Below are 24,020 nucleotides of genomic sequence, written 5' to 3'. Positions count from 1 at the left end.
GGTCGGATACGGGGGAATTCAGTGCGACGGCGCGGCCGCGGCGGGCGACCGGCGAGACGCCGGCGCGCGAATGCGCGCCGGCTGGGCGGGCAGAGCAATCGGGCGGCGCTCAGGCAGCCGCGGCGGCGCGCTCGGCGGCTTCGATCGTGTTGATCAGCAGCATCGTGATGGTCATCGGGCCGACACCGCCCGGCACCGGCGTGATGTGGCCGGCGACTTCCTTCACGCCGGCGAAATCGACGTCGCCACACAGCTTGCCCGCGTCGTCGCGGTTCATGCCGACGTCGATCACCGTCGCGCCGGGCTTGACCATGTCGGCCGTCAGGATGTTGCGCTTGCCGACCGCGGCGACCACGATGTCGGCCTGGCGCGTGTGCGCGGCGAGGTCGCGCGTCTTGCTGTGGCAGATCGTCACGGTCGCGCCGGCTTCGAGCAGCAGCATCGCCATCGGCTTGCCGACGATGTTCGAGCGGCCGATCACGACCGCGTTCGCGCCCTGCAGCGGGATGTCATGCGCCTCGAACATCTTCATCACGCCGTACGGCGTGCACGGGCGGAACAGCGGCTTGCCCGTCATCAGCGCGCCGGCGTTCGCGACGTGGAAGCCGTCGACGTCCTTCTCCGGCGCGATCGCCTCGATCACCTTGTGGCTGTCGATGTGTTTCGGTAGCGGCAGCTGGACCAGGATGCCGTGGATCTTCGGGTCGCGGTTCAGTTCGTCGATGCGCGCGAGCAGGTCGGCTTCCGACAGGGTGTCCGGGTACGTATCCTTCTGCGAGAAGAAACCGTTGTCCTCGCACGCCTTGATCTTGTTGCGCACGTAGACTTCGCTCGCGGGGTTCGCGCCGACGAGGATCACCGCGAGACCAGGCTGGTGGCCGCGTGCGGTCAGGGCGGCGGCGCGTTCGGCGGCCTGTGCGCGCAAGGTCTTCGAGAGGGCGTTGCCGTCGATGAGGAGGGCTGTCATGGTGGTGGTTTTGCCGGGAAGTTGGAATGCGGGCGTGCGGCGCACGAAACGCCGCAGCAAAGCACGCAATTATACCGGTCGCCTGCCGTCGTCCGACAGCGAATACAAGGAAAGCGTCATGGCGGCAGTGCCGGCGCCCCGGGAGGCGGCGCCGGGCACGTGCCGTGCGAGCGGGCCGCATCGCGCGGCTCAGTCGTGCGGTGGTGCGGCCGGCCGGGCAGGTGCCCGGCGGCCGCGCAACGGTCAGGCCTGCTTCTTCGACAGCGCGAGGCGCAGCAGGTCGGCAACCGTGTTGACGTTGAGCTTTTCCATGATGTTCGCGCGGTGTGCTTCGACCGTCTTGATGCTGATCCCGAGATCGTCGGCGATCTGCTTGTTCAGCCGGCCGGCGATGATCCGCTCGAGCACCTGCTGCTCGCGCGCGGTCAGCTTCGACAGGCGCTCGCTCGCGGCGCGCTGTTCCTGGACGCTCTTGCTTTCGCTTCGGGCCTTGTCGAGCATCCGCTCGACGAGCTTGCGCAGCTCGGCCTCGTCGAACGGTTTCTCGATAAAGTCCATCGCACCCTTTTTCATCGTCGACACCGCCATCGGCACGTCGCCGTGGCCCGTGACGAAGATGATCGGCAGCGCGGCGTTGTCCGCGATCAGGCGCTCCTGCAGCTCGAGGCCGCTCATGCCCGACATCCGCACGTCGAGGATCAGGCAGGCGATCTGGCCGGCCTGCTGCGCCGGCTGATAGGCATCGAGGAACTGCTCGGCGCTCGAGAAACATTGCACGCGATAGCCGTTCGCCTCCAGCAGCCAGCGCAGCGAGTCCCGTACGGCTTCGTCGTCGTCGACGACGAAGACAGTTTCCTGAGTGGTGGTGACAGGGCTATTCATAGTTCTCCCGTAACGGTATGTGATGCCGATGCCTCGCGCCCCCCTTGGCCGAGATCAGCGGGTTCCCCAATGGGCAGGCTGCAGTGGAATGTCGCGCCGGAAATGCGGCCGTCCGGTTCGACATTGTTGACCACCCACAGACGCCCCCGATGCGATTCGATGATCGAACGGCAGATGTTCAGCCCCATGCCCATGCCATCGGACTTGGTGCTGTAAAACGGTTCGAACAGGCGCTCGGCGGTCGCTTCGTCGACGCCCGGCCCCTGGTCGATCACACGGATGTCGACGAAGCCCGCATCGATGTCGGCGACGACGCGGATCACGCCGTCCGCCGACGCCGGCTTCACGTCGGCCATCGCCTCGGCCGCGTTCTTCATCAGGTTCATCAGCACCTGCTCGATCAGCACGGGGTCGACATAAATAATAGGCATTCTTGCGAGGATTTCCGTGACGATCCGGATCCTGCGCTTCCTGGCCTCGATTTCGGCGAGCCCGACGGCGTCGGCGACGATGTCCGCGACGCGCGCCGGCTGGCGCTTCGGTTCGCTGCGCTTCACGAATTCGCGGATCCGCTTGACGATCATCCCCGCGCGCAGCGCCTGCTGCGCGGTCTTTTCCAGCGCGGGCTGCAGCGTCTCGGGCGTGCCGCGGCCGCTCTTGACGAGTGCGAGCGTGCCCGAGCAGTAGTTGTTGATCGCGGCGAGCGGCTGATTCAATTCGTGAGCAATCGACGACGCCATTTCACCCATCGTCATCAATCGGCTCGTGAACTGCAGCTTCTCTTCCTGCTGGTGCGCGAGTTCCTGCGCCTTCTTGCGGGTCGTGATGTCGGTCGCGATCTGCATCTGCGCGAGGTGGCCGTCCACCCACTGGATGTACTGGCGGCGCACCTCGAACCACTTCTGGATACTCTCGACGTACACCTCCTGCGCATCGGCCGTGCTGCTCGTCAGCGCAGCGGCCGGCAGGCCCGCGAACGCGTCGACCATGTCGATCGAGTCGGACGACGCCTGCGCGCGGTCGAAGCCGCCGCCGGACAGCTCGAGGTGGCCGTCCGGACGGATGCCGAACAGGTGGCGGTAGTAGCGGTTCGCGAACAGCAGCTCGGCCTCGTCGGCGGCGAGCACCGACACGGCGGCGTCGAGGCTTTCGAGCACCGTCGTGAAGCGCTCGTGCGCGGCCGCGAGTTCCTCGCGTGCGCGCTTCGGCTCGGTGATGTCGGTCATCGACGACATCCAGCCGGTCTGGCGGCCCGAACTGTCGATCAGCGGCGATACGTACAGGCGCGCATGGAACAGCGTGCCGTTCTTGCGTCGCACGCGCAGCTCGAAACCCGAGCTCGGCGCCTTGCCGCGCAGCGTCATGTCGAGCTGGCGCTGCATTTCCGGGTAGGCGTCGCGCGGCCAGTACGGGAACGGCGCGACCTTGCCGACGAGGTCGCTCTCGTCCCAGCCGGTCATCCGGCAGAACGCCGGGTTCACGTGCGTGATGCGGCCGTGCATGTCGAGCACGCGCATGCCGATCAGCACGGAGTTTTCCATCGCGCGGCGGAAGAACGCTTCCGCGTACAGCGCCTGCTGCGCCTCGAAGCGCTGGCGCGTGTGCTTCCACAGGCTCCAGAGGCTCCACAGCACGAAGCACGACAACCCCGCGACGAGCCACACGAGCGTATTGTTGGTCAGGTTCGTGAGCTGCGGGAATGCGTACACGCGCACGGTCAGCCCCTGGCCGGGCGGATCGAGCGGCAGGTCGTAGTGGGAGTCGCGCGGCAGGCGCGGGCGCGTCGACGTGGACGACAGCTCGCGGTTGTTCGAGTCGGTGATCGAGATCTTGTACTTCGACGACAGCTCCTGCGGGATGTCGTGCTTCAGGATCCCTTCGACCGAGAACACCGCGGCGATCGAGCCGAGATATTCGCGGTCGCCGCGCATCACGGGCGTCTGCAGCGTGATGAAGCCGTTGCCGAAGTCGTCGTAGATCAGCGGCGAATAGGCCTGGCGGCGCGTGGTGCGCGCTTCGTCGTACGCGCCGCGCACGGCGTCCTGCATCTGCGCGTCGCCGGGCTTCGCGAGCCGCTGGCCGAGCAGCGGCGGGTGCACGGTCGGCCAGCGCTGCACGCCGGGCGCGGTGTACCAGTTCAGGTAGAGGATTTCCGGATGCGTCTGCATCACGTCCGCGACGGCCATCTGGAATGCGTTCTGGTCGAGGCGGCCGGACGCGAGATCGCGCGACAGCGCCTGCAACTGCTCCTGCGCGCCCGTCATCGACAGGCGGATCTGCTGCTGCGCCCACGCGACGTTACGGAACAGGGTGTCTTCCTGCTGCTGCTGTTCGCGGCGATTGAGGCTCCATAGAATCAGGCTCATCACCACGAGGAACACGAGGATCGACAGCAGCGGCGTGAGCAAATAGGAGTTGGACCACCACGGTCCGTGGTGCCAGCGGGACGGCTGCGACTCCGCCGGCGGGCCCGACGGTCGCGCCGAGCGTGCGAAAAGCCGATCGGTCAACATGGCAGGATTGTAGCGCAGCGCAATACATGGAAAACCCATACCGGATATGTTGAACGGAAACGGATTTGTGCTTGCGGCGCGTGCCGGAGAGGCCCGAAGCGAGGGTGCAGCGCAGCAATATTCCGCATTACGAGAAAAGATCTCATAATTCGAAAATTTAGTTGCGCGTGGTCGTACACGCTCATTACAATCCGTCGGAGCTTGCCCGCAGCCGGCCGCGTCGCGGCGTCTGCACGAGAGCGATCCTCACATTCCAGGACCCAGGAGACGAGAATGTCCGCTGTACCGAACGAAGTGATGAAATATGTCGCCGCCGATCGTGACGACGACCCGCAAGAAACCGTTGAATGGCTCGAGTCGCTCGATGGCGTGATCTCCTCCGTGGGCACTGGCCGCGCGCACTACCTGATCGAAAAGCAGATCGAATTCGCCCGCATGCACGGCGAACACCTCCCGTTCTCCGCCAACACCCCGTACATCAACACGATCCCGGTCGAAGCCCAGGCGAAGATCCCGGGCGACCAGGATATCGAGCACCGCATCCGTTCGTACACGCGCTGGAATGCGCTGGCGATGGTGCTGCGCGCGGGCAAGGATACGAACGTCGGCGGCCACATCGCATCGTTCGCGTCGGCCGCGACGCTCTATGACGTCGGCTACAACCACTTCTGGCACGCGGCGTCCGACCAGCACGGCGGCGATCTCGTGTTCGTGCAGGGCCACTCGTCGCCGGGCGTGTATTCGCGCGCGTTCCTGCTCGGCCGCCTGAAGGAAGAGCAGCTCGACAACTTCCGCCAGGAAGTCGACGGCAACGGCATTTCGTCGTACCCGCACCCGTGGCTGATGCCGGACTTCTGGCAGTTCCCGACGGTGTCGATGGGTCTCGGTCCGATCATGGCGATCTACCAGGCGCGCTTCATGAAGTACCTGCAGGCGCGCGGCATCGCGAAGACGGAAGGCCGCAAGGTGTGGGCGTTCCTCGGCGACGGCGAGACGGACGAACCGGAATCGCTCGGCGCGATCGGCATGGCGAGCCGCGAGAAGCTCGACAACCTCGTGTTCGTGATCAACTGCAACCTGCAGCGTCTCGACGGCCCGGTGCGCGGCAACGGCAAGATCATCCAGGAACTGGAATCGGAATTCCGCGGTGCCGGCTGGAACGTGATCAAGGTCATCTGGGGCAGCCGCTGGGATGCGCTGTTCGCGCGCGACAAGACGGGCGCGCTGATGCGCCGCATGATGGAAGTGGTCGACGGCGAATACCAGACGTACAAGTCGGAATCGGGCGCGTTCGTGCGCGAGCACTTCTTCAACACGCCTGAACTGAAGGCACTCGTCGCCGACTGGTCGGACGACGACATCTGGGCGCTGAACCGCGGCGGCCACGATCCGCACAAGATCTACGCGGCTTTCCACGAAGCCACGAACACGAAGGGCGCACCGACCGTCATCCTCGCGAAGACCATCAAGGGCTACGGGATGGGCGAGTCGGGCCAGGCGATGAACATCACGCACCAGCAGAAGAAACTGCCGGTCGAGCAACTGAAGAAGTTCCGTGACCAGTTCCGGCTGCCGATCACCGACGAGCAGATCGCCGACGTGCCGTACCTGAAGTTCGAGGAAGGCTCGAAGGAACTCGAATACATGCGCCAGAAGCGCATGGACCTCGGCGGCTACCTGCCGCACCGCCGCGAGAAGGCGACGTCGCTGCCGGTGCCGGCGCTCGACGCATTCGAGCCGCTGCTGAAGGGCACGGGCGAAGGCCGCGAGATCTCGACGACGATGGCGTTCGTGCGGATCCTGAACATCCTGCTGAAGGACAAGGCGCTGGGCAAGCGCGTCGTGCCGATCGTCCCGGACGAATCGCGTACGTTCGGCATGGAAGGCCTGTTCCGCCAGATCGGTATCTGGAACCAGGAAGGCCAGAAGTACGTGCCGGAAGATTCCGACCAGCTGATGTTCTACAAGGAATCGGAAACCGGCCAGATCCTGCAGGAAGGCATCAACGAAGCGGGCGGCATGTGCGACTGGATCGCGGCGGCGACGTCGTATTCGACGCACGGCGAGATCATGGTGCCGTTCTACATCTTCTATTCGATGTTCGGCTTCCAGCGGATCGGCGACCTGGCATGGGCGGCGGGCGACATGCGCTCGCGCGGCTTCCTGCTCGGCGGCACCGCGGGCCGCACGACGCTGAACGGCGAAGGCCTGCAGCACGAAGACGGTCACTCGCTCCTGTGGGCGGCATCGGTGCCGAACTGCGTGAGCTACGACCCGACGTTCGGCTACGAACTCGCGGTGATCATCCAGGACGGTCTGCGCCGCATGGTGCAGGACCAGGAAGACGTGTACTACTACATCACGGTGATGAACGAGAACTACGAGCACCCGGCGATTCCGCAGGGCGAGCACGTGGCGGCCGACATCATCAAGGGCATGTACGCGTTCAAGAAGGCCGACGCCGATCAGAAGGCGCCGCGCGTGCAACTGCTCGGCGCAGGCACGATCTTCAACGAAGTGATCGCTGCCGCCGACCTGCTGAAGAACGACTGGGGCGTCGCGGCCGACCTGTGGAGCGTGCCGAGCTTCACCGAACTCGCGCGTGAAGGCCACGAAGTCGAGCGCTGGAATCTGCTCCATCCGACCGAGGAGCGTCGCCTGTCGCACGTGCAGAAGTGCCTGAAGGACACGCAGGGTCCGGTCATCGCATCGACCGACTACGTGCGCGCGCTGGTCGACCAGATCCGCGGCCAGGTCGATCGCCGCTTCGTCGTGCTGGGCACGGACGGTTTCGGTCGTTCGGACACCCGCGAGAAGCTGCGTCACTTCTTCGAAGTCGACCGTCACTGGGTCACCGTCGCCGCGCTGAACGCGCTGGCCGACGAAGGCACGATCGAGCGCAAGGTGGTCGCGGATGCGATTGCCAAGTACAACCTCGATCCGTCGAAGCCCAACCCGATGACCGTTTAACGCACACGCGCCGTGTGATGCCGCGCGCCGCTTCCGGGAGGGGCGCGCGCGGCCATGGAGACACAAAAAGATGAGTCAAGCGATCGAAGTGAAGGTGCCGGATATCGGCGATTACAAGGACGTGCCCGTCATCGAGGTGCTCGTGAAGGTGGGCGACACGGTCGAGCCCGAGCAGTCGCTCGTCACGCTCGAATCGGACAAGGCGACGATGGACGTCCCGAGCCCGGCAGCCGGCACGGTCAAGGAAGTGAAAATCAAGGTGGGCGATTCCGTGTCGGAAGGCTCGTTGATCATCCTGCTCGAAGGCGGCGCCGCAGCGCAGGTGAACGGCGCGGCCGCGCCGGCAGCAGCCCCCGCTCCGGCGGCAGCGCCGGCACCGGCTGCAGCAGCGCCGGCTGCCGCACCCGCTGCTGCGGGCGGCACGCTCGAGGTGAAGGTACCCGACATCGGCGACTACAAGGACGTCCCGGTGATCGAGATCGGCGTGAAGGTCGGCGACACGGTCGAGAAGGAGCAGTCGCTCGTCACGCTCGAATCGGACAAGGCGACGATGGACGTGCCGAGCCCGGCCGCCGGCGTCGTGAAGGAAATCAAGGTCAAGGTAGGCGATTCGGTGTCGGAAGGCACGCTGATCGTGCTGCTCGACGCCGCCGGCGCAACGCCTGCCGCCGCGCCGCAAGCGAGCGCACCGGCACCGGCCGCTGCCGCGCCGGCACCCGCCGCCGCACCGGCACCCGCGAAGGCTGCGCCGGCTCCGGCTGCTGCCGCGCCCGCCGCCGCACCGTCGGGCGAGTATCGCGCGAGCCACGCATCGCCGTCCGTGCGCAAGTTCGCGCGCGAACTCGGCGTCGAAGTCGCACGCGTGCAGGGTAGCGGTCCGAAGGGCCGTATCACGAAGGACGACATCACGAGCTTCGTGAAGGGCGTGATGACGGGCCAGCGCGCAGCGCCGGTCGCAGCAGCCGCGCCGGCAGGCGGCGGCGAGCTGAACCTGCTGCCGTGGCCGAAGGTCGACTTCTCGAAGTTCGGCCCGTTCGAGGCGAAGCCGCTGTCGCGAATCAAGAAGATCTCGGGCGCGAACCTGCATCGCAACTGGGTGATGATCCCGCACGTCACGAACAACGACGAAGCGGACATCACCGAGCTCGAAGCGCTGCGCGTGCAACTGAACAAGGAGCACGAGAAGGCGGGTGTGAAATTCACGATGCTCGCATTCGTGATCAAGGCAGTCGTCGCCGCGCTGAAGAAGTTCCCGACCTTCAACGCCAGCCTCGACGGCGACAACCTGGTGTTCAAGCAGTACTACCACATCGGTTTCGCCGCGGACACGCCGAACGGTCTCGTCGTGCCGGTGATCCGCGACGCGGATAAAAAGGGCCTCGTCGACATCGCGAAGGAAATGGCCGAGCTGTCGAAGGCCGCGCGCGACGGCAAGCTCAAGCCGGACCAGATGCAGGGCGGCTGCTTCTCGATCTCGTCGCTCGGCGGGATCGGCGGCACCCACTTCACGCCGATCATCAACGCGCCGGAAGTCGCGATCCTCGGGTTGTCGCGCGGCCAGATGAAGCCGGTGTGGGACGGCAAGCAGTTCGTGCCGCGTCTGACGCTGCCGCTGTCGCTGTCGTATGACCATCGTGTCATCGATGGCGCGGAAGCCGCGCGGTTCAATGCGTATCTCGGTGCGTTGCTCGCCGATTTCCGTCGCATCATTCTTTGATGAGCGGGGGGTTTGCTCGCGGGGCGTGGTTTTTTGTCGGTTATCCGTGCCTCGTCGTTGAACTGGCTTTCTTGACGGTCTGCTAGCGTCGCCCCTGCGCGGGGCGGCGGTTACTTTTCTTTGTCTTCCAAAGAAAAGTAACCAAAAGAAAGGCGCGTCCTTGGGCGGACGGCAAAGGTGGTCCTGCCCAAGTGCACGTCCTCTCGCCAGGCCGTAGTTCTTCCGCGAGCAACTCCCTCTCTGTCTGCAGCTAATCAAGAAGGGGACAGTAATGAGTCTCATCGAAGTCAAGGTTCCGGATATCGGCGATTTCAGCGGCGTCGATGTCATCGAAGTCAACGTGAAGCCGGGCGACGTGATCGAAAAAGAGCAAACGCTCATCACGCTCGAATCGGACAAAGCCTCCATGGAAGTGCCCAGCGACGTCGCCGGCACAGTCAAGGAAGTCAAGGTCAAGGCCGGCGAGAAAGTCTCGCAAGGCACGGTCATCGCCATCGTCGAAGCAGCGGCCGGCGCCGCCGCGCCCGCGAAAGCACCCGAAGCAGCCAAGCCCGTAGCGGCTGCTCCGGCACCTGCTGCAGCCGCTCCTGCACCCGCGCCGCAAGCCGGCAGCTACGCAGGCGCCGCCGACATCGAGTGCGACATGCTCGTGCTCGGCGCCGGCCCCGGCGGCTACTCGGCCGCGTTCCGCGCCGCCGACCTCGGCATGAAGACGGTGCTGGTCGAACGGTACTCGACGCTCGGCGGCGTGTGCCTGAACGTCGGCTGCATCCCGTCGAAAGCACTGCTGCATACGTCGCTCGTCGTCGAGGAAGCCGCGGCGCTCGCGTCGCACGGCATCACGTTCGGCAAGCCGGAAGTCGATCTCGACAAGCTGCGCGACTTCAAGGGCGGCGTCGTCAAGAAGCTGACGACGGGCCTCGCCGGCATGGCGAAGGCACGCAAGGTCGAAGTGGTCACGGGCGTCGGCGCATTCGTCGATCCGTATCACATGGAAGTGCAGGGCGAAAACGGCAAGAAGGTCGTCAAGTTCAAGCAGGCGATCATCGCCGCCGGCTCGCAGGCAGTGAAGCTGCCGTTCATGCCGGAAGATCCGCGCGTCGTCGATTCGACGGGCGCGCTCGAACTGCGCCAGCTGCCCAAGCGCATGCTCGTGATCGGCGGCGGCATCATCGGCCTCGAAATGGCGACGGTGTACTCGACGCTCGGCGCCGAGATCGACGTCGTCGAAATGATGGACGGCCTGATGATGGGCGCGGACCGCGATCTCGTGAAGGTCTGGGAAAAGTACAACGCGAAGCGCTTCGGCAACGTGATGCTGAAGACCAAGACGGTCGGCGCGGAAGCGAAGGAAGACGGCATCTACGTCAAGTTCGAGGGCGAGAAGGCGCCGGCGGAAGCGCAGCGCTACGACCTCGTGCTCGTCGCGGTGGGCCGCAGCCCGAACGGCAGGAAGATCGGTGCCGACAAGGCCGGCGTCGCGGTCACCGACCGCGGCTTCATCGAAGTCGACAAGCAGATGCGCACGAACGTCCCGCACATCTTCGCGATCGGCGACGTCGTCGGTCAGCCGATGCTCGCGCACAAGGCCGTGCACGAAGGCCACGTCGCAGCGGAAGCCGCGCACGGCGAGAAGGCGTACTTCGACGCGCTGCAGATCCCGTCGGTAGCCTACACCGATCCGGAAGTGGCCTGGGCCGGCAAGACGGAAGACCAGTGCAAGGCCGAAGGCATCAAATACGGCAAGGCCGTGTTCCCGTGGGCCGCTTCAGGCCGCGCGATCGCGAACGGCCGCGACGAAGGCTTCACGAAGCTGATCTTCGACGAGGAAACCCATCGCGTGATCGGCGGCGGCATCGTCGGCCTGAACGCGGGCGACCTGATCAGCGAAGTGTGCCTCGCCGTCGAAATGGGCGCGGACGCGGAAGACATCGGCAAGACGATCCATCCGCACCCGACGCTCGGCGAATCGGTCGGCATGGCCGCCGAACTGTACGAAGGCGTCTGCACGGACCTGCCGCCGCAACGCAAGAAGTAACGCGACCGGCATGGCCGGCCTTGTGCTGGCCTTGTTCCGGCTACGAAAAACGCCGCCGCCCGGGATATCCGGACGGCGGCGTTTTCTTTTGCCCGCAGCCGACGGCAATGCACCAACGCAACGGCGACGGCTGGATGCCCCGATGTTCCGACGCCGGAAACGAAAAAGCCGCGCAGTGCGCGGCTTTTTCAGGAGCAGGGGACGCTTACGCGGCCGGCTTGCTCGAACGGCGCGATGCAGCAGCGCTCGCAGCCTTCGTCGCGACAGCGGCAGCCGCGTTGAAGTTCGTTTCGGCGATCTCGACGGCTTGCTTGGCAGCCTTCTGGACCGTTTCGTACGTCGTGTTCGCTGCGTTCAGTGCCGACTTCAGTGCGGCGACAGCCGTTTCCGAACCGGCCGGGGCGTTCTTCGCGACGTTGTCGACGAGTGCCTGGACCTTCTTGTTCTGCTCTTCGAATTGCGCTTCGGCAACCTTCGCGAACTCGGCTTGCGTCGACGAGGCGATTTCATACAGGTGACGGCTGTACGAGAGCACCTTTTCCGCGACCGGCTGCGACAGGCTCGCTTGCAGTGCGATCAGTTCCTGTGCGTCCTTCACCGACAGCAGGCGCTGCGCGTTTTCCTGGCTTTCCGCCAGCGACGACTTCACGACCTGCAGGTTGAGTTCGATCAGCTTTTCGACGCCTTCGAACGCCTTGGTCGTCAGACCGAACAGGCTTTCGAGGTTGGCTTTCTGTGCGGCGGCGATTTGCTCGGGGGTCAGCAAGGACATGTCAAGCTCCTGAAAAGCGATCGCGTCGATCGCAGGGGTAAGGGGCACTACACTGGGGAACCTCGGAGCCGCGTGCTTTGTGCAACGCAGCAATGAGTCATATTTTAGGGCAGAGAAAACGCTTGTCAAGCATTTTTTGTGCGTTGCACAATCGCGACAAATTATCGATAAAACAACGAGTTATCATGGCCGTCCGGAATCGGTTTCAGGCGTGTTCCCACATGGTGCGCACCTGGCAGGGGAAGGCGCGGCGCACCATGATCATGCACAGGTAAACCTGACAGGCATGTGGAACGTTATGCTTCTGGTCCTGTCGAAAAGCGCGCCGTTTCAATGCGCGTGCCGTGGCTACGTGCCGCCGCCGCGGTCGACACCGGTGCCGCTGGCACACCGAGCGCCGGGTACGTACTTTCCCCGCTTTAATTCGTCGCCAAAGTGACGTTATCTCAATTAACCGTGTGGTAATCGGGAGACGGGTGCTGTTGGGCGGCGCATCTCATCAATTTTTTCGATGGGAGCGGGAGGGTTGATCGACTCGTCGTTGGTCGACCCTTACATTCCGGTTTAACGACGATCGGTAAGTGCCTAATATTGCTCTTTTTTTCAGCTTTAACTACACTTGCGGAAACTCCCGCCCGCTTTGTCCAGACCCCAATGAAAGCCGAATCGTTTTCACCGCGCAGATTGTTGCAGAGCATGACGCTCGGCACGGCTGTGTCGGTCGCCGTCGCCTTGCTGGCGACCGCTGCGTCCGTCGCGCCCGCTGACGCCTTTGCCGCCACTGCGAAGACCCACCAGGCCGCCAAGAAAGCCGCTTCCACTTCCTCGGCGAAGAAGAAGACGGTGAAGGCCGCCTCCGCGAAATCCGCCAACGTCGCGGCCGATGCGCCGAAGGCCACGCGCAAGCGCGCGACGCTCGCGTCGAACGTACACAGCCACCGTGGTGCGGTGCGCAAGGTCGCGTTCCAGCCGCGTCGCCCGACGGTCGGTCAGGCATTCGGCCTGCACGACACGCCGGACGCGCTCGCGCTGCGCTCGAGCGTCGCGTACGTCGTCGACCAGAACACCGGCGAGCCGCTGTTCGACAAGAATTCGCATGCGGTCGTGCCGATCGCGTCGATCTCGAAGCTGATGACGGCGATGGTCGTGCTCGACTCGAAGTCGCCGATGACCGACCAGATCGAAGTCACCGACGAAGACCGCGACTACGAGAAAGGCACGGGCTCGCGCCTGTCGGTCGGCTCGGTCCTGTCGCGCGAGGACATGCTGCACATCGCGCTGATGGCGTCGGAAAACCGTGCCGCTGCCGCGCTGTCGCGCTACTACCCGGGCGGCCGTCCGGCGTTCGTCGCCGCGATGAACGCGAAGGCGAAGTCGCTCGGCATGAACGACACGCACTTCGAGAATTCGACGGGCCTGTCGAGCTCGAACGTGTCGAGCGCGCGCGACCTCGTGAAGATGGTCAATGCGGCGTACCAGTACCCGATGATTCGCCAGTTCTCGACCGACCGCACGTACGAAGTCAATACGGGCAAGCGCAACCTGATCTACAACAGCACGAACGCGCTGATCCGCGGCAACGGCTCGTGGGACATCGGCTTGCAGAAGACGGGCTTCATCAACGAGGCGGGCGAATGTCTCGTGATGCAGGCGAATATCCACGGCCGGCCGATGGTGATGGTATTGCTGGATTCGTTCGGCAAGTACTCGCGCTTCGCCGACGCGGCGCGCCTGCGCAACTGGCTCGACGCCGGCGGCGGCGAGCGCCTGACGGCGGCCAACACGGCGAACGGCGGTACCTGATCGCGCCACGGCGGTTCGCCGCCGTGCCGTCGCCGCAAACAAAAAGCCCCGCAATCGCGGGGCTTTTTTTCGTCCGGCCGCCGTGCGGCGGGCGGTGCGGGTCATGCGTGCCGTTGCAGCCCTTCGGCGTCCTTCGCGGGCTCCGGCCGGTAGCCGAGCGATTCCGAAATGGTGAGGGCGGTGCGGCTCAACTGGCCGAGCCACGCGTCCTGCAGGCGATCGGCCGGTGCCGACAGCGACAGGCCCGCGACGAGCTTGCCCGAGTCGTCGTAGATGCCGGCCGCAATACAGCGCACGCCCAGCTCCAGTTCCTCGTTGTCGCGCGCACACGATTGCTGGCGCACGAGCGTCAGTTCGCGCTCGAGCTTCGCGATGTCGGTAATGCTGTTCTGCGTATGACCGGACAGCCCGGTGCGCGTCGCGTAGGCGCGCACGCGCGACGTTTCGTCGACCGCGAGAAACAGCTTGCCGACCGATGTCAGGTGCAGCGGCGCGCGGCCGCCGATCGCACGGACGACCTGCATCCCCGAGCGCTCCGAATACGCGCGCTCGATATAGACGATTTCGTCGCCCTGGCGTACCGACAGGTTCACGGTCTGGCCGGTCAGGCGGTGCAGTTCGCGCATTGGCATCAGCGCGGCGTCGCGTACCGACAGGCGCGCCTTCACGAGGTTGCCGAGCTCGAGCAGCCTCATGCCGAGCCGGTAGGTGCCGGGGTCGGAGCGGTCGACGAGGCGGCAGGTCACCATGTCGTTGAGGATACGGTGCGCGGTCGACGGATGAAGTTCGGTGCGCTGCGCAAGCTCCTTCAGGCTGACGGGGTCGCTGTGCGCGGCGAGCGCGTCCAGCAGCCGCATCATGCGTTCGATCACCTGGATCGACGTTTTGGAATCCGGGGTGGGTTGGCTCATGTCGGGGGGAGAATCGGTTGACGCATCAAGCGGTGTTGCGTCGATTGTATCTCGTATCGTGAAAAAAGCGAACGCCGTTCGAGGAAGTCCTCGTTTCCAGTCGTGCGCGCTTGCATGCGCGCCGGCGTTGGTCTCGCCGGCCAAACGGCGGATAATGAGAGCCGTTTTCTCGAAGGAGCGCGTATGCGAGTCGGTTTGTTCGTGACCTGCCTGGTCGACCTGATGCGTCCGGAAATCGGTTTTTCCGCGCTGAAACTGATTCGCGAAGCCGGCTACGAGGTGTTCGTACCGCCCGCGCAAACCTGCTGTGGCCAGCCGGCCTATAACTCCGGCGACCGCGCGCTCGCACGCGATCTCGCCGAAAAGACGCTGCGCGAGTTCGAGCAGTTCGACTACGTCGTCGCGCCGTCGGGCTCGTGCGGCGGCATGATCCGCACGCACTACGGCGACCTGTTCCGCGACGACCCCGAACTGATGGGGCGCTATGCGCGATTTCAGCAGAAAGTCTATGAACTGACCGATTTCCTCGCGAACGTCGCGAAGGTGACGCTCGCGCCCGGCGAATTCACGGGGCCGGTCACCTATCACGACTCGTGCTCGGGCCTGCGCGAGCTCGGCGTGAAGGTGCAGCCGCGCGCGCTGCTCGCGCAGCGCGGCGTGGCCGTCACCGAGATGAAGGATTGCGAGCACTGCTGCGGCTTCGGCGGCACGTTCGCGGTCAAGTACGGCGACATTTCGGCGGCCATCGCGGACGAGAAATGCGCGAATGTCCGCGCATCCGGCGCGGGCGCTGTCGTGCTCGGCGATCTCGGCTGCATGCTGAACATCGAAGGGCGGTTGCGCCGCACGGGCGACCGCGACACGCGCGTGCTGCACGTCGCGCAGGTGCTGGCGGGCGACGTCTGACGCCCGGTTCCGCTCATTTTTCCCCGATACCGCGATGCAAGTCCAATCGATGCATTTCAAGGCCCGTGCCGGCCAGAAGCTGGCCGATCAGCGCCTGCAGCAGAACCTGAAGAAGCTGTCGACGAAGTTCGTGTCCGCACGCGCCGACGCGATGACCGAGATCGACTTCCAGGCGACGCGCGCCGCGCTGAAGGCGCGCCGCAACCGTGCACTGGAGAATCTCGACGTGTGGCTCGAGGCGTTCGAGCGCGAGGCGACGCGGCGCGGCACGACGGTGCTGTTCGCGGAAACGACCGCCGACGCCGCGCGGCTCGTCGCCGACATCGCGCGACGCCACGACGTGAAGAAAGTCATCAAGACGAAGTCGATGGTGTCCGAGGAAATGCGCCTGAACGCCGTGCTCGCCGAGATGGGCGTGCAGTCGATCGAGACGGACCTGGGCGAATACATCCTGCAGATCAACGACAACGAGCCGCCGAGCCACATCATCGCGCCCGTCGTGCACAAGGACAAGGACGAGATCGCGGACCTGTTCGCGCGCACGCACCACCGCGAGCGGCTGACCGAGATCCCCGACATGACGCGCGAGGCGCGTGAGGTGCTGCGCCCGCATTTCCTGTCGGCCGACATGGGGGTGACGGGCGGCAACTTCGTGATCGCCGAGACGGGGTCGGTCGCGGTCGTCACGAACGAAGGCAACGAAGGGATGTGCACGGTGATGCCGCGCGTGCATGTCGCGGTGACCGGCATCGAGAAGGTGCTGCCGACGCTCGAGGATCTCGCGACCGCAATGCGTCTGCTGCCGCGCTCGGCGACCGGGCAGAAGACCTCGAACTATTTCTCGCTGCTCACCGGGCCGCGCGGCCTCGGCGACGAGGACGGCCCGGAGCACAACTACGTGGTGCTCGTCGACGGCGGTCGGACGGGGCTGATCGGCGGCGAATTCCAGGAGATGCTGCGTTGCATCCGCTGCGGCGCATGCATGAACCACTGCCCGGTATATCAGAAGGTCGGCGGGCACGCGTACGGATGGGTCTATCCGGGCCCGATGGGCTCGGTGCTGACACCGAGCTACGTGGGGATCGACCGAGCGCTCGACTTGCCGCAGGCCGCGACGCTGTGCGGCGAATGCGACAGCGTGTGCCCGGTCGGGATCCCGTTGTCGCACTTGCTGCGTACGCTGCGCGAGAAACAGGTCGAGCGGCATCTGCGGCCGTGGCGCGAGCGCGCCGCGCTCGCCGCGTGGGGCTTTGTCGCGCGCCGGCCGGTGCTGTATGCGCTGACGACCAAGCTCGCGGTGCGCATCCTCGAGCGGCTGGGCGGCAATGGCGGCACGCTGCGGCGCCTGCCAATGATGGGCGGCTGGATGGACACCCGCGACATGCCGACGCCGACCGGGCGCACGTTCCGCGAACTGTACGCGGCATCCCAAAGCCACCTCGGCTGACGACTGTTCATCGAGCGGCAACAGAGCGTTCGCTATTCATGTATTTATCTCGATAGGTGCGGTCTATAGAATCCTGCCTGTAGTCCCCGGAATCGGGTTTCGGGGCATGAGGTCAAGGAGCCGCATCATGAGAAAGACAATATCGATGTACTGGCCGCTGGCAATCGTCGTCCCGCTCGCCGCGGTCGCTTATTTGCACGCGATGGCCGACGCGCCGTCGCGTGGCCCGATCGCCGTTCATCAGGCATCGGCCGAACTCGCGCGCGCGGTGTCGTTCGGGCTGGTCGGCGACGCGGCGAAGCCGTTGCCGGCCGCATCCGGCGACGTCGTGCTCGCCGCACCCAAGGCGCTGTAAGGCACGCCGCCGTCGCTTTGCGCGGCGGCGCGATTCCGGGCGCCTTTGTATAATGGCGCGTTCTTCTTCCACGCGGTTCACCGCGGCTTTTCGAGAGTGCGATGACCCGCGTTTCGATCTGTTTCGTCTGTCTCGGCAACATCTGCCGTTCGCCCACGGCGGAAGGCGTGATGCGCCACCAGGTCGACGCGGCCGGGCTGGCCGACCGGATCGCGGTCGATTCGGCCGGGACGGGCGACTGGCACGTCGGCGAGCCGCCCGACACGCGCGCGCAGGCGGCGGCGCGCACGCGCGGCTACGACCTGTCGGCGCTGCGGGCGCGGCAGGTGAGCGCGGCGGATTTCGAGCGCTTCGATCTGCTGCTGGCGATGGACGAGGCCAATTTCGCGGAATTGCGGCGGCGCTGCCCGCCCGAGCATCGCGACAAGGTGCGCCTCCTGATGGAATTCGCGCCGGGCGCGGCCGAGGTTGAAGTGGCGGATCCTTATTTCGGCGGCACGCAGGGCTTCGAGCAGGTGCTCGACCAGGTCGAGCGCGCGTGCGCGGGCCTGCTCGATACCCTCCGGAGCGGCGCCTTGCACTGATCGCGGCGAGGTATTCAGCGATCTGCGAATACCCTTTCGAAGACATGGATACTTGACTAAAATCGTCAAATATTTATACTTGACCAAAATCGTCAAGATTGCAGTCCCCTAGACACCATGAGACTCACCACCAAAGGCCGTTTCGCCGTCACGGCGATGATTGACTTGGCACTGCGCCAGGAGCAGGGCCCGGTGACGCTTGCAGGCATCAGCCAGCGCCAGCGGATTTCGCTCTCGTATCTCGAACAGCTGTTCGGCAAGCTGCGCAGGCATGAAATCGTCGAATCCGTGCGCGGCCCGGGCGGCGGCTACAACCTCGCGCGCCGCGCGCAGGACGTCACCGTCGCCGACATCATCATCGCAGTCGATGAACCGCTCGACGCCACGCAGTGCGGCGGCAAAGGCACGTGCGACGGCTCGAAGCAGCCCGACGGCCATTGCATGACGCACGAGCTGTGGTCGACCCTGAACCAGAAAATGGTCGAATACCTCGATTCGGTATCGCTGCAGGATCTCGTCGATCAGCAGCGCGCACGCGAGGGCGCACCCGCGGTGCTGCGCGACCGGCGCACGCCGGAGCCCGTCGCGGCACCGGCCGAACCCGTGCGCACGATGCCGCTCGGTCCCAATTCGGTGTTCAACATCGCGACTTCGTGAGCGCGAACGCGCCGCACACCCCATAACGCACATAGTCCCTGCACAGAATTCCCGGAGCGACAGATGACCCAAGAGACTCTCCACCTGCCCATCTATATGGATTACAGCGCGACGACGCCGGTCGACCCGCGCGTGGTCGACAAGATGGTGCCGTACCTGCGCGAGCAGTTCGGCAACCCGGCGTCGCGCAGCCACGCATACGGCTGGGACGCGGAACGCGCGGTCGAGGAAGCGCGCGAGCAGGTGGCCGCGCTCGTGAACGCGGATCCGCGCGAGATCATCTGGACGTCCGGCGCGACGGAATCGGACAACCTCGCGATCAAGGGTGCCGCGAACTTCTACAAGGGCAAGGGCAAGCACATCGTCACGGTGAAGACCGAGCACAAGGCCGTGCTCGACACCTGCCGCGAGCTCGAGCGCGACGGCTTCGAAGTCACCTATCTCGACGTGAAGGAAGATGGCCTGATCGACCTCGACGTGTTCAAGGCCGCGCTGCGCCCGGACACGATCCTCGTGTCGGTCATGCACGTGAACAACGAGATCGGCGTGATCCAGGACATCGAGACGATCGGTGAAATCTGCCGCGAGAAGGGCATCGTGTTCCACGTCGACGCCGCACAATCGACCGGCAAGGTCGAGATCGACCTCGCGAAGCTGAAGGTCGACCTGATGTCGTTCTCGGCGCACAAGACCTACGGCCCGAAGGGCATCGGCGCGCTGTACGTGCGCCGCAAGCCGCGAGTGCGCATCGAAGCGCAGATGCACGGCGGCGGCCACGAGCGCGGGATGCGTTCGGGCACGCTGGCGACGCACCAGATCGTCGGCATGGGTGAAGCGTTCCGCATCGCGCGTGAAGAAATGGCGACCGAGAACGAGCGCATCCGCATGCTGCGCGACAAGCTGCTGCGCGGCCTGTCGCAGATCGAGGAAACGTACGTGAACGGCGACATGGAGCACCGTGTCCCGCACAACCTGAACATCAGTTTCAACTTCGTCGAAGGCGAGTCCCTGATCATGGCGATCAAGGACGTCGCGGTGTCGTCGGGTTCGGCGTGCACGTCGGCGTCGCTGGAGCCGTCGTACGTGCTGCGCGCACTCGGCCGCAACGACGAACTCGCGCACAGCTCGATCCGTTTCACGGTCGGCCGCTTCACGACGGAGCAGGAAGTCGACTTCGTGATCGCACTGCTGAACGGCAAGATCGCTAAGCTGCGCGAACTGTCGCCGCTCTGGGAAATGCACCAGGAAGGCATCGATCTGTCCACGATCGAATGGGCAGCACACTGAACACCGCATTGAATACATTCGCGGGCCGATTTGCGCACGCAGACGTAACGAGTCAAGGAGTCTGAGTCATGTCATACAGCAACAAGGTTCTGGATCACTACGAAAACCCGCGTAACGTCGGTTCGTTCGCGAAAGACGACGACGCGGTCGGCACGGGCATGGTCGGCGCGCCGGCCTGCGGCGACGTGATGAAGCTGCAGATCCGCGTCGGCGCGGACGGCGTGATCGAAGACGCAAAGTTCAAGACGTACGGCTGCGGTTCGGCGATCGCGTCGAGCTCGCTCGTGACCGAATGGGTGAAGGGCAAGACCCTCGACGAGGCGCTGTCGATCAAGAACACGCAGATCGCCGAAGAGCTGGCCCTGCCGCCGGTGAAGATTCACTGCTCGATTCTCGCGGAAGACGCGATCAAGGCAGCCGTGGCCGACTACAAGAAGCGCCACGACACGAAGGAAGGCGATCAGGCAGCGGCCTGAGCGGCATCGAGCGGCTTGTGAAGGAACGCGGCGGGCCCGGGTGGCGCGCCGCGGCAAGGACATCATGGCAATTACACTGACCGAAAAAGCAGCACAACACGTCCAGAAATACCTCGTCCGTCGCGGCAAGGGTGTGGGCCTGCGGCTTGGCGTTCGCACGACCGGGTGCTCGGGGCTCGCGTACAAGCTCGAGTATGTCGACGAGCTGGCCCCCGAGGATCAGGTGTTCGAGAGCCATGGCGTGAAGGTCGTCGTCGACCCGAAAAGCCTCGCGTACATCGACGGCACCGAGCTCGACTTTGCACGCGAAGGCCTGAACGAAGGGTTCAAGTTCAACAACCCGAACGTGAAGGACGAGTGCGGCTGCGGCGAATCGTTCCGCGTGTGACGCGGGTATCCGCGCGATGCGGGCAAGAGGCGGCACGAGCCGCCTTTTTAATGTGCGGCGTTTGCCGCGCGACGAACCGGAATTGAACGCGACGATGGTTTCGCTGAAAGACAGCCACTTCGATCTGTTTCACCTGCCGGCGCAATTCGCGCTCGACGAGGCTGCGCTCGACAGCGCGTATCGCACGGTGCAGACGCAGGTCCACCCGGATCGCTTCGCGGCGGCCGGCGACGCGCAAAAGCGCATCGCGATGCAATGGGCGACCCGTGCGAACGAAGCCTACCGCACGCTGCGCGATCCGCTGAAGCGCGCGACCTATCTGCTGTCGCTGCGCGGCGTCGACATCGGTGCCGAAAACAACACCGCGATGGAGCCCGCGTTCCTGATGCAGCAGATGGAGTGGCGCGAAGGCATCGAGGATGCCGCGGCCGCCCGCAACGTCGACGCGCTCGATGCGCTGCTCGCCGAATTGCGCGACGAAAAGCGCGTGCGCCTCGAGCGCCTCGGCACGCTGCTCGACAGCGCAGCCGACCAGGCCGCCGCCGAAGCCGTGCGTCAGCTGATGTTCATCGAACGGGTCGCGTCGGAAGTGGGCGCGCAGATCGAGCGCCTCGAAACTTAACCGCGTGCCTCGCGGCACGCGCAGCAAACGGGCCGAGCGCCCGAACGAACCAAGATGGCTTTACTGCAAATTTCCGAACCGGGCATGGCGCCGGCGCCGCACCAGCGGCGACTCGCTGTCGGGATCGATCTCGGCACGACGAACTCGCTCGTCGCGGCCGTGCGCAACAGCGTGCCCGAAGTGCTGCCGGACGAGGCGGGCCGCGTGCTGCTGCCGTCGGTGGTCCGTTATCTCGAGAAGGGCGGCCGCCGCATCGGCCACGAAGCGAAGGAGCAGGCCGCGACCGATCCGCGCAACACGATCGTGTCGGTCAAGCGCTTCATGGGCCGCGGCAAGGCCGAGGTCGAAGGCGCGGCGAACGCGCCTTACGAATTCGTCGATGCCCCGGGCATGGTGCAGATCCGCACGATCGACGGCGTGAAGAGCCCGGTCGAAGTGTCGGCCGAGATTCTCGCGACGCTGCGTTACCGCGCGGAAGACACGCTCGGCGACGAACTGGTCGGCGCGGTGATCACGGTGCCCGCGTACTTCGACGACGCGCAGCGCCAGGCGACGAAGGACGCCGCGCGTCTCGCGGGCATCAACGTGCTGCGCCTGCTGAACGAACCGACCGCGGCCGCGATCGCCTATGGTCTCGACAACGCGGCCGAAGGCCTCTACGCGGTGTATGACCTCGGCGGCGGCACGTTCGACCTGTCGATCCTGAAGCTGACCAAGGGCGTGTTCGAAGTGCTGGCCGCGGGCGGCGATTCCGCGCTCGGCGGCGACGATTTCGACCACGCGCTGTTTGGCCACGTGCTCGCGCACGCCGGCATCGATGCGAAGGCGCTTGCGCCCGAGGACGTGCGCCTGCTGCTCGATCGCGTGCGCGTGCTGAAGGAAGCGCTGTCGTCCGCGCCGCAGGCGTCGCTCGACGTGACGCTGTCGAACGGTGCCCGGCTCGAGCAGACGATCTCGCACGACACGTTCGCCGCGCTCGTCGAGCCGCTCGTGCAGCGTACGCTGACGCCGACCCGCAAGGCATTGCGCGACGCGCAGGTCACGCCGGCCGACATCAAGGGTGTCGTGCTGGTCGGCGGCGCGACGCGCATGCCGGTGATCCGCGAGGCGGTCGCGAAGCATTTCGGCCAGCCGCCGCTCGTCAATCTCGATCCTGACCAGGTCGTCGCGCTTGGCGCGGCGATCCAGGCCGACCTGCTCGCCGGCAATCGCGGCAGCGGCGACGACTGGCTGCTGCTCGACGTGATCCCGCTGTCGCTCGGCGTCGAGACGATGGGCGGTCTCGTCGAGAAGATCATTCCGCGCAATTCGACGATTCCGATCGCGCGTGCGCAGGAATTCACGACCTTCAAGGATGGCCAGACCGCGATGGCGATCCACGTCGTGCAAGGCGAGCGCGAGCTCGTCGCCGACTGCCGGTCGCTCGCGCGCTTCGAACTGCGCGGCATCCCGCCGATGACGGCCGGTGCGGCGCGCATCCGCGTGACCTACCAGGTCGATGCGGACGGGTTGCTGTCGGTGTTCGCGCGCGAACAACATTCGGGCGTCGAGGCGTCGGTCGTCGTGAAGCCGTCGTACGGCCTCGCCGACGACGACATCGCGAAGATGCTCGAGGACAGCTTCAAGACCGCCGAGATCGACATGCGGGCACGCGCGCTGCGCGAAGCCCAGGTCGAGGCCGAGCGGATGATCGAGGCGACGCAGGCGGCGCTGGCGACCGACGGCGAATTGCTCGATGACGCCGAACGCACGCAGGTCGACGCGCTCGTCGCGGCGCTGCGCACGGTCGCGCAGGGCGACGACACGGACGCGATCGAAACCGCGACCAAGGCACTGGCCGACGGCACCGACGAATTCGCGGCGCGCCGGATGGACAAGAGCATCAAGCGCGCACTGTCGGGCCGACGGCTCGACGAGATCTGAACGAATTGCACGCGGGCCGGCGACGGCCCGCACGATATTGAACCGTGCGGCGCCAGCCGCCGCACCCTGACTGACGGAACGGACATGCCTCAACTGGTGGTGCTGCCTCACGTCGAACTGTGCCCGGACGGCGCAGTGATCGACGCGACGCCCGGCAAGAGTATTTGCGACAACCTGCTCGACAACGGGATCGAGATCGAGCATGCATGCGAGAAGTCGTGCGCATGCACGACCTGCCACGTGGTGATCCGCGAGGGCTTCAACGATCTCGATCCGTCCGACGAGGACGAAGACGACCTGCTCGACAAGGCATGGGGCCTCGAGCCGACGTCGCGCCTGTCGTGCCAGGCAATCGTGAAGGAAGATTCGGACCTGGTGGTCGAGATCCCGAAGTACTCGATCAACCACGCGAAGGAAAATCACTGACGGATCGGCGGGGCGGACTCGCCGCGCATACGGGAGAGCAAGCGATGAAATGGACCGATTCGCGCGAAATTGCCATCGCGCTGGCAGAAAAGCATCCGGACGTCGATCCGCAGAAGGTCAATTTCGTCGACCTGCGCCAATGGGTCATCGCTCTGGATGGCTTCACCGACGATCCGGCGCACTCGGGCGAAAAGATCCTCGAAGCGATCCAGGCCCACTGGATCGACGAATCCGACTTCGACGACGAAGACTGAGGTTCGCGCTGGCGCCCGCGCCGTGTTGCTCCGGCAAGGCTTCCGCTGTCAAGTCCTGGAATAGGTTGACAGTATCCAGGCGCTAGAACGCCCGATGCACCGCATCGGGCGTTTTGTATTTC

21 protein-coding genes are annotated in these 24,020 nt (G+C 65.3%); 16 read left to right on the top strand and 5 right to left on the bottom strand.

The window, feature by feature from the left end; all coding sequences use genetic code 11:
- Positions 1-109: 109 nt before the first annotated feature.
- From folD to fixL, 3 genes are all read right to left on the bottom strand, one after another.
- Positions 110-967, bottom strand: a complete 858-nt coding sequence (folD, locus tag WS75_RS00805; protein WP_059678731.1) for a bifunctional methylenetetrahydrofolate dehydrogenase/methenyltetrahydrofolate cyclohydrolase FolD — start codon at positions 965-967, stop codon at positions 110-112.
- A 243-nt stretch (positions 968-1,210) separates the two neighbouring features.
- Positions 1,211-1,849, bottom strand: coding sequence for an oxygen response regulator transcription factor FixJ (gene fixJ, locus WS75_RS00800; RefSeq protein ID WP_006493245.1), 639 nt, complete (start codon positions 1,847-1,849; stop codon positions 1,211-1,213).
- Positions 1,846-4,362: an oxygen sensor histidine kinase FixL gene (gene fixL, locus WS75_RS00795; protein WP_059678730.1), complete on the bottom strand. Its 2,517-nt coding sequence runs from the start codon at positions 4,360-4,362 to the stop codon at positions 1,846-1,848. The genes fixJ and fixL overlap by 4 nt, the downstream gene beginning before the upstream one ends.
- Before the next feature lie 273 nt (positions 4,363-4,635).
- Between fixL and aceE the strand changes: the two genes are divergently transcribed.
- The 3 genes from aceE to lpdA all read left to right on the top strand — a co-directional run bounded on the left by aceE (position 4,636) and on the right by lpdA (position 11,087).
- Positions 4,636-7,332 carry a pyruvate dehydrogenase (acetyl-transferring), homodimeric type gene (aceE, locus tag WS75_RS00790; RefSeq protein ID WP_059678729.1) on the top strand — a complete coding sequence of 899 codons (2,697 nt, stop codon included), beginning with the start codon at positions 4,636-4,638 and terminating at the stop codon, positions 7,330-7,332.
- Between the two features lie 70 nt (positions 7,333-7,402).
- Positions 7,403-9,049 (top strand): dihydrolipoyllysine-residue acetyltransferase, encoded by a 1,647-nt coding sequence (gene aceF / locus WS75_RS00785; protein ID WP_059678728.1) that lies wholly within the window; start codon positions 7,403-7,405, stop codon positions 9,047-9,049.
- 271 nt (positions 9,050-9,320) lie between these two features.
- The gene (lpdA, locus tag WS75_RS00780; protein ID WP_059678727.1) at positions 9,321-11,087 is read left to right on the top strand and encodes a dihydrolipoyl dehydrogenase; all 1,767 of its coding nucleotides are present in this window, start codon (positions 9,321-9,323) and stop codon (positions 11,085-11,087) included.
- A gap of 205 nt (positions 11,088-11,292) precedes the next feature.
- Here lpdA and WS75_RS00775 read toward each other — a convergent pair whose 3' ends face one another.
- Positions 11,293-11,859: a phasin family protein gene (locus WS75_RS00775; protein ID WP_059450463.1), complete on the bottom strand. Its 567-nt coding sequence runs from the start codon at positions 11,857-11,859 to the stop codon at positions 11,293-11,295.
- A gap of 654 nt (positions 11,860-12,513) precedes the next feature.
- On the opposite strand from WS75_RS00775, the gene pbpG reads away from it, so the two are divergent.
- Positions 12,514-13,662 carry a D-alanyl-D-alanine endopeptidase gene (gene pbpG, locus WS75_RS00770; protein ID WP_059678726.1) on the top strand — a complete coding sequence of 383 codons (1,149 nt, stop codon included), beginning with the start codon at positions 12,514-12,516 and terminating at the stop codon, positions 13,660-13,662.
- A 101-nt stretch (positions 13,663-13,763) separates the two neighbouring features.
- On the opposite strand, the gene WS75_RS00765 is transcribed toward pbpG, so the two are convergent.
- The gene (locus WS75_RS00765; RefSeq protein WP_059535866.1) at positions 13,764-14,573 is read right to left on the bottom strand and encodes an IclR family transcriptional regulator; all 810 of its coding nucleotides are present in this window, start codon (positions 14,571-14,573) and stop codon (positions 13,764-13,766) included.
- Between the two features lie 183 nt (positions 14,574-14,756).
- On the opposite strand from WS75_RS00765, the gene WS75_RS00760 reads away from it, so the two are divergent.
- From WS75_RS00760 to iscX, 12 genes are all read left to right on the top strand, one after another.
- Positions 14,757-15,479: a (Fe-S)-binding protein gene (locus tag WS75_RS00760; protein ID WP_059678725.1), complete on the top strand. Its 723-nt coding sequence runs from the start codon at positions 14,757-14,759 to the stop codon at positions 15,477-15,479.
- Between the two features lie 34 nt (positions 15,480-15,513).
- The gene (locus WS75_RS00755; RefSeq protein WP_059678724.1) at positions 15,514-16,926 is read left to right on the top strand and encodes a lactate utilization protein B; all 1,413 of its coding nucleotides are present in this window, start codon (positions 15,514-15,516) and stop codon (positions 16,924-16,926) included.
- A 127-nt stretch (positions 16,927-17,053) separates the two neighbouring features.
- Positions 17,054-17,281, top strand: a complete 228-nt coding sequence (locus WS75_RS00750; protein WP_059678723.1) for a hypothetical protein — start codon at positions 17,054-17,056, stop codon at positions 17,279-17,281.
- A gap of 101 nt (positions 17,282-17,382) precedes the next feature.
- On the top strand, positions 17,383-17,865 hold the full coding sequence (locus tag WS75_RS00745; RefSeq protein ID WP_059678722.1) for a low molecular weight protein-tyrosine-phosphatase: 483 nt from the start codon (positions 17,383-17,385) through the stop codon (positions 17,863-17,865).
- Between the two features lie 117 nt (positions 17,866-17,982).
- Positions 17,983-18,522: a Fe-S cluster assembly transcriptional regulator IscR gene (gene iscR, locus WS75_RS00740; protein ID WP_059678721.1), complete on the top strand. Its 540-nt coding sequence runs from the start codon at positions 17,983-17,985 to the stop codon at positions 18,520-18,522.
- A 63-nt stretch (positions 18,523-18,585) separates the two neighbouring features.
- The gene (locus tag WS75_RS00735) at positions 18,586-19,809 is read left to right on the top strand and encodes an IscS subfamily cysteine desulfurase (protein WP_059678720.1); all 1,224 of its coding nucleotides are present in this window, start codon (positions 18,586-18,588) and stop codon (positions 19,807-19,809) included.
- Positions 19,810-19,877: 68 nt separating this feature from the next.
- Positions 19,878-20,285: a Fe-S cluster assembly scaffold IscU gene (gene iscU, locus WS75_RS00730; protein ID WP_009691729.1), complete on the top strand. Its 408-nt coding sequence runs from the start codon at positions 19,878-19,880 to the stop codon at positions 20,283-20,285.
- A 64-nt stretch (positions 20,286-20,349) separates the two neighbouring features.
- Positions 20,350-20,673 carry an iron-sulfur cluster assembly protein IscA gene (gene iscA / locus WS75_RS00725; protein ID WP_011885413.1) on the top strand — a complete coding sequence of 108 codons (324 nt, stop codon included), beginning with the start codon at positions 20,350-20,352 and terminating at the stop codon, positions 20,671-20,673.
- A 94-nt stretch (positions 20,674-20,767) separates the two neighbouring features.
- Positions 20,768-21,295, top strand: a complete 528-nt coding sequence (gene hscB, locus WS75_RS00720) for a Fe-S protein assembly co-chaperone HscB (RefSeq protein ID WP_034176899.1) — start codon at positions 20,768-20,770, stop codon at positions 21,293-21,295.
- Positions 21,296-21,349: 54 nt separating this feature from the next.
- The gene (hscA, locus tag WS75_RS00715; RefSeq protein ID WP_059678719.1) at positions 21,350-23,218 is read left to right on the top strand and encodes a Fe-S protein assembly chaperone HscA; all 1,869 of its coding nucleotides are present in this window, start codon (positions 21,350-21,352) and stop codon (positions 23,216-23,218) included.
- Between the two features lie 84 nt (positions 23,219-23,302).
- Complete coding sequence (fdx, locus tag WS75_RS00710; protein WP_059464189.1) at positions 23,303-23,644, top strand: ISC system 2Fe-2S type ferredoxin; 342 nt, start codon at positions 23,303-23,305, stop codon at positions 23,642-23,644.
- Positions 23,645-23,688: 44 nt separating this feature from the next.
- On the top strand, positions 23,689-23,898 hold the full coding sequence (gene iscX, locus WS75_RS00705) for a Fe-S cluster assembly protein IscX (RefSeq protein ID WP_059678718.1): 210 nt from the start codon (positions 23,689-23,691) through the stop codon (positions 23,896-23,898).
- Positions 23,899-24,020: the final 122 nt, after the last annotated feature.

Origin of the sequence: Burkholderia sp. FL-7-2-10-S1-D7 (assembly GCF_001524185.1) — a bacterium.
Classification (GTDB): domain Bacteria; phylum Pseudomonadota; class Gammaproteobacteria; order Burkholderiales; family Burkholderiaceae; genus Burkholderia; species Burkholderia diffusa.
The sequence above is the reverse complement of the archived record's forward strand: the minus strand, read 5'-3'. Positions and strand labels throughout refer to the sequence as shown.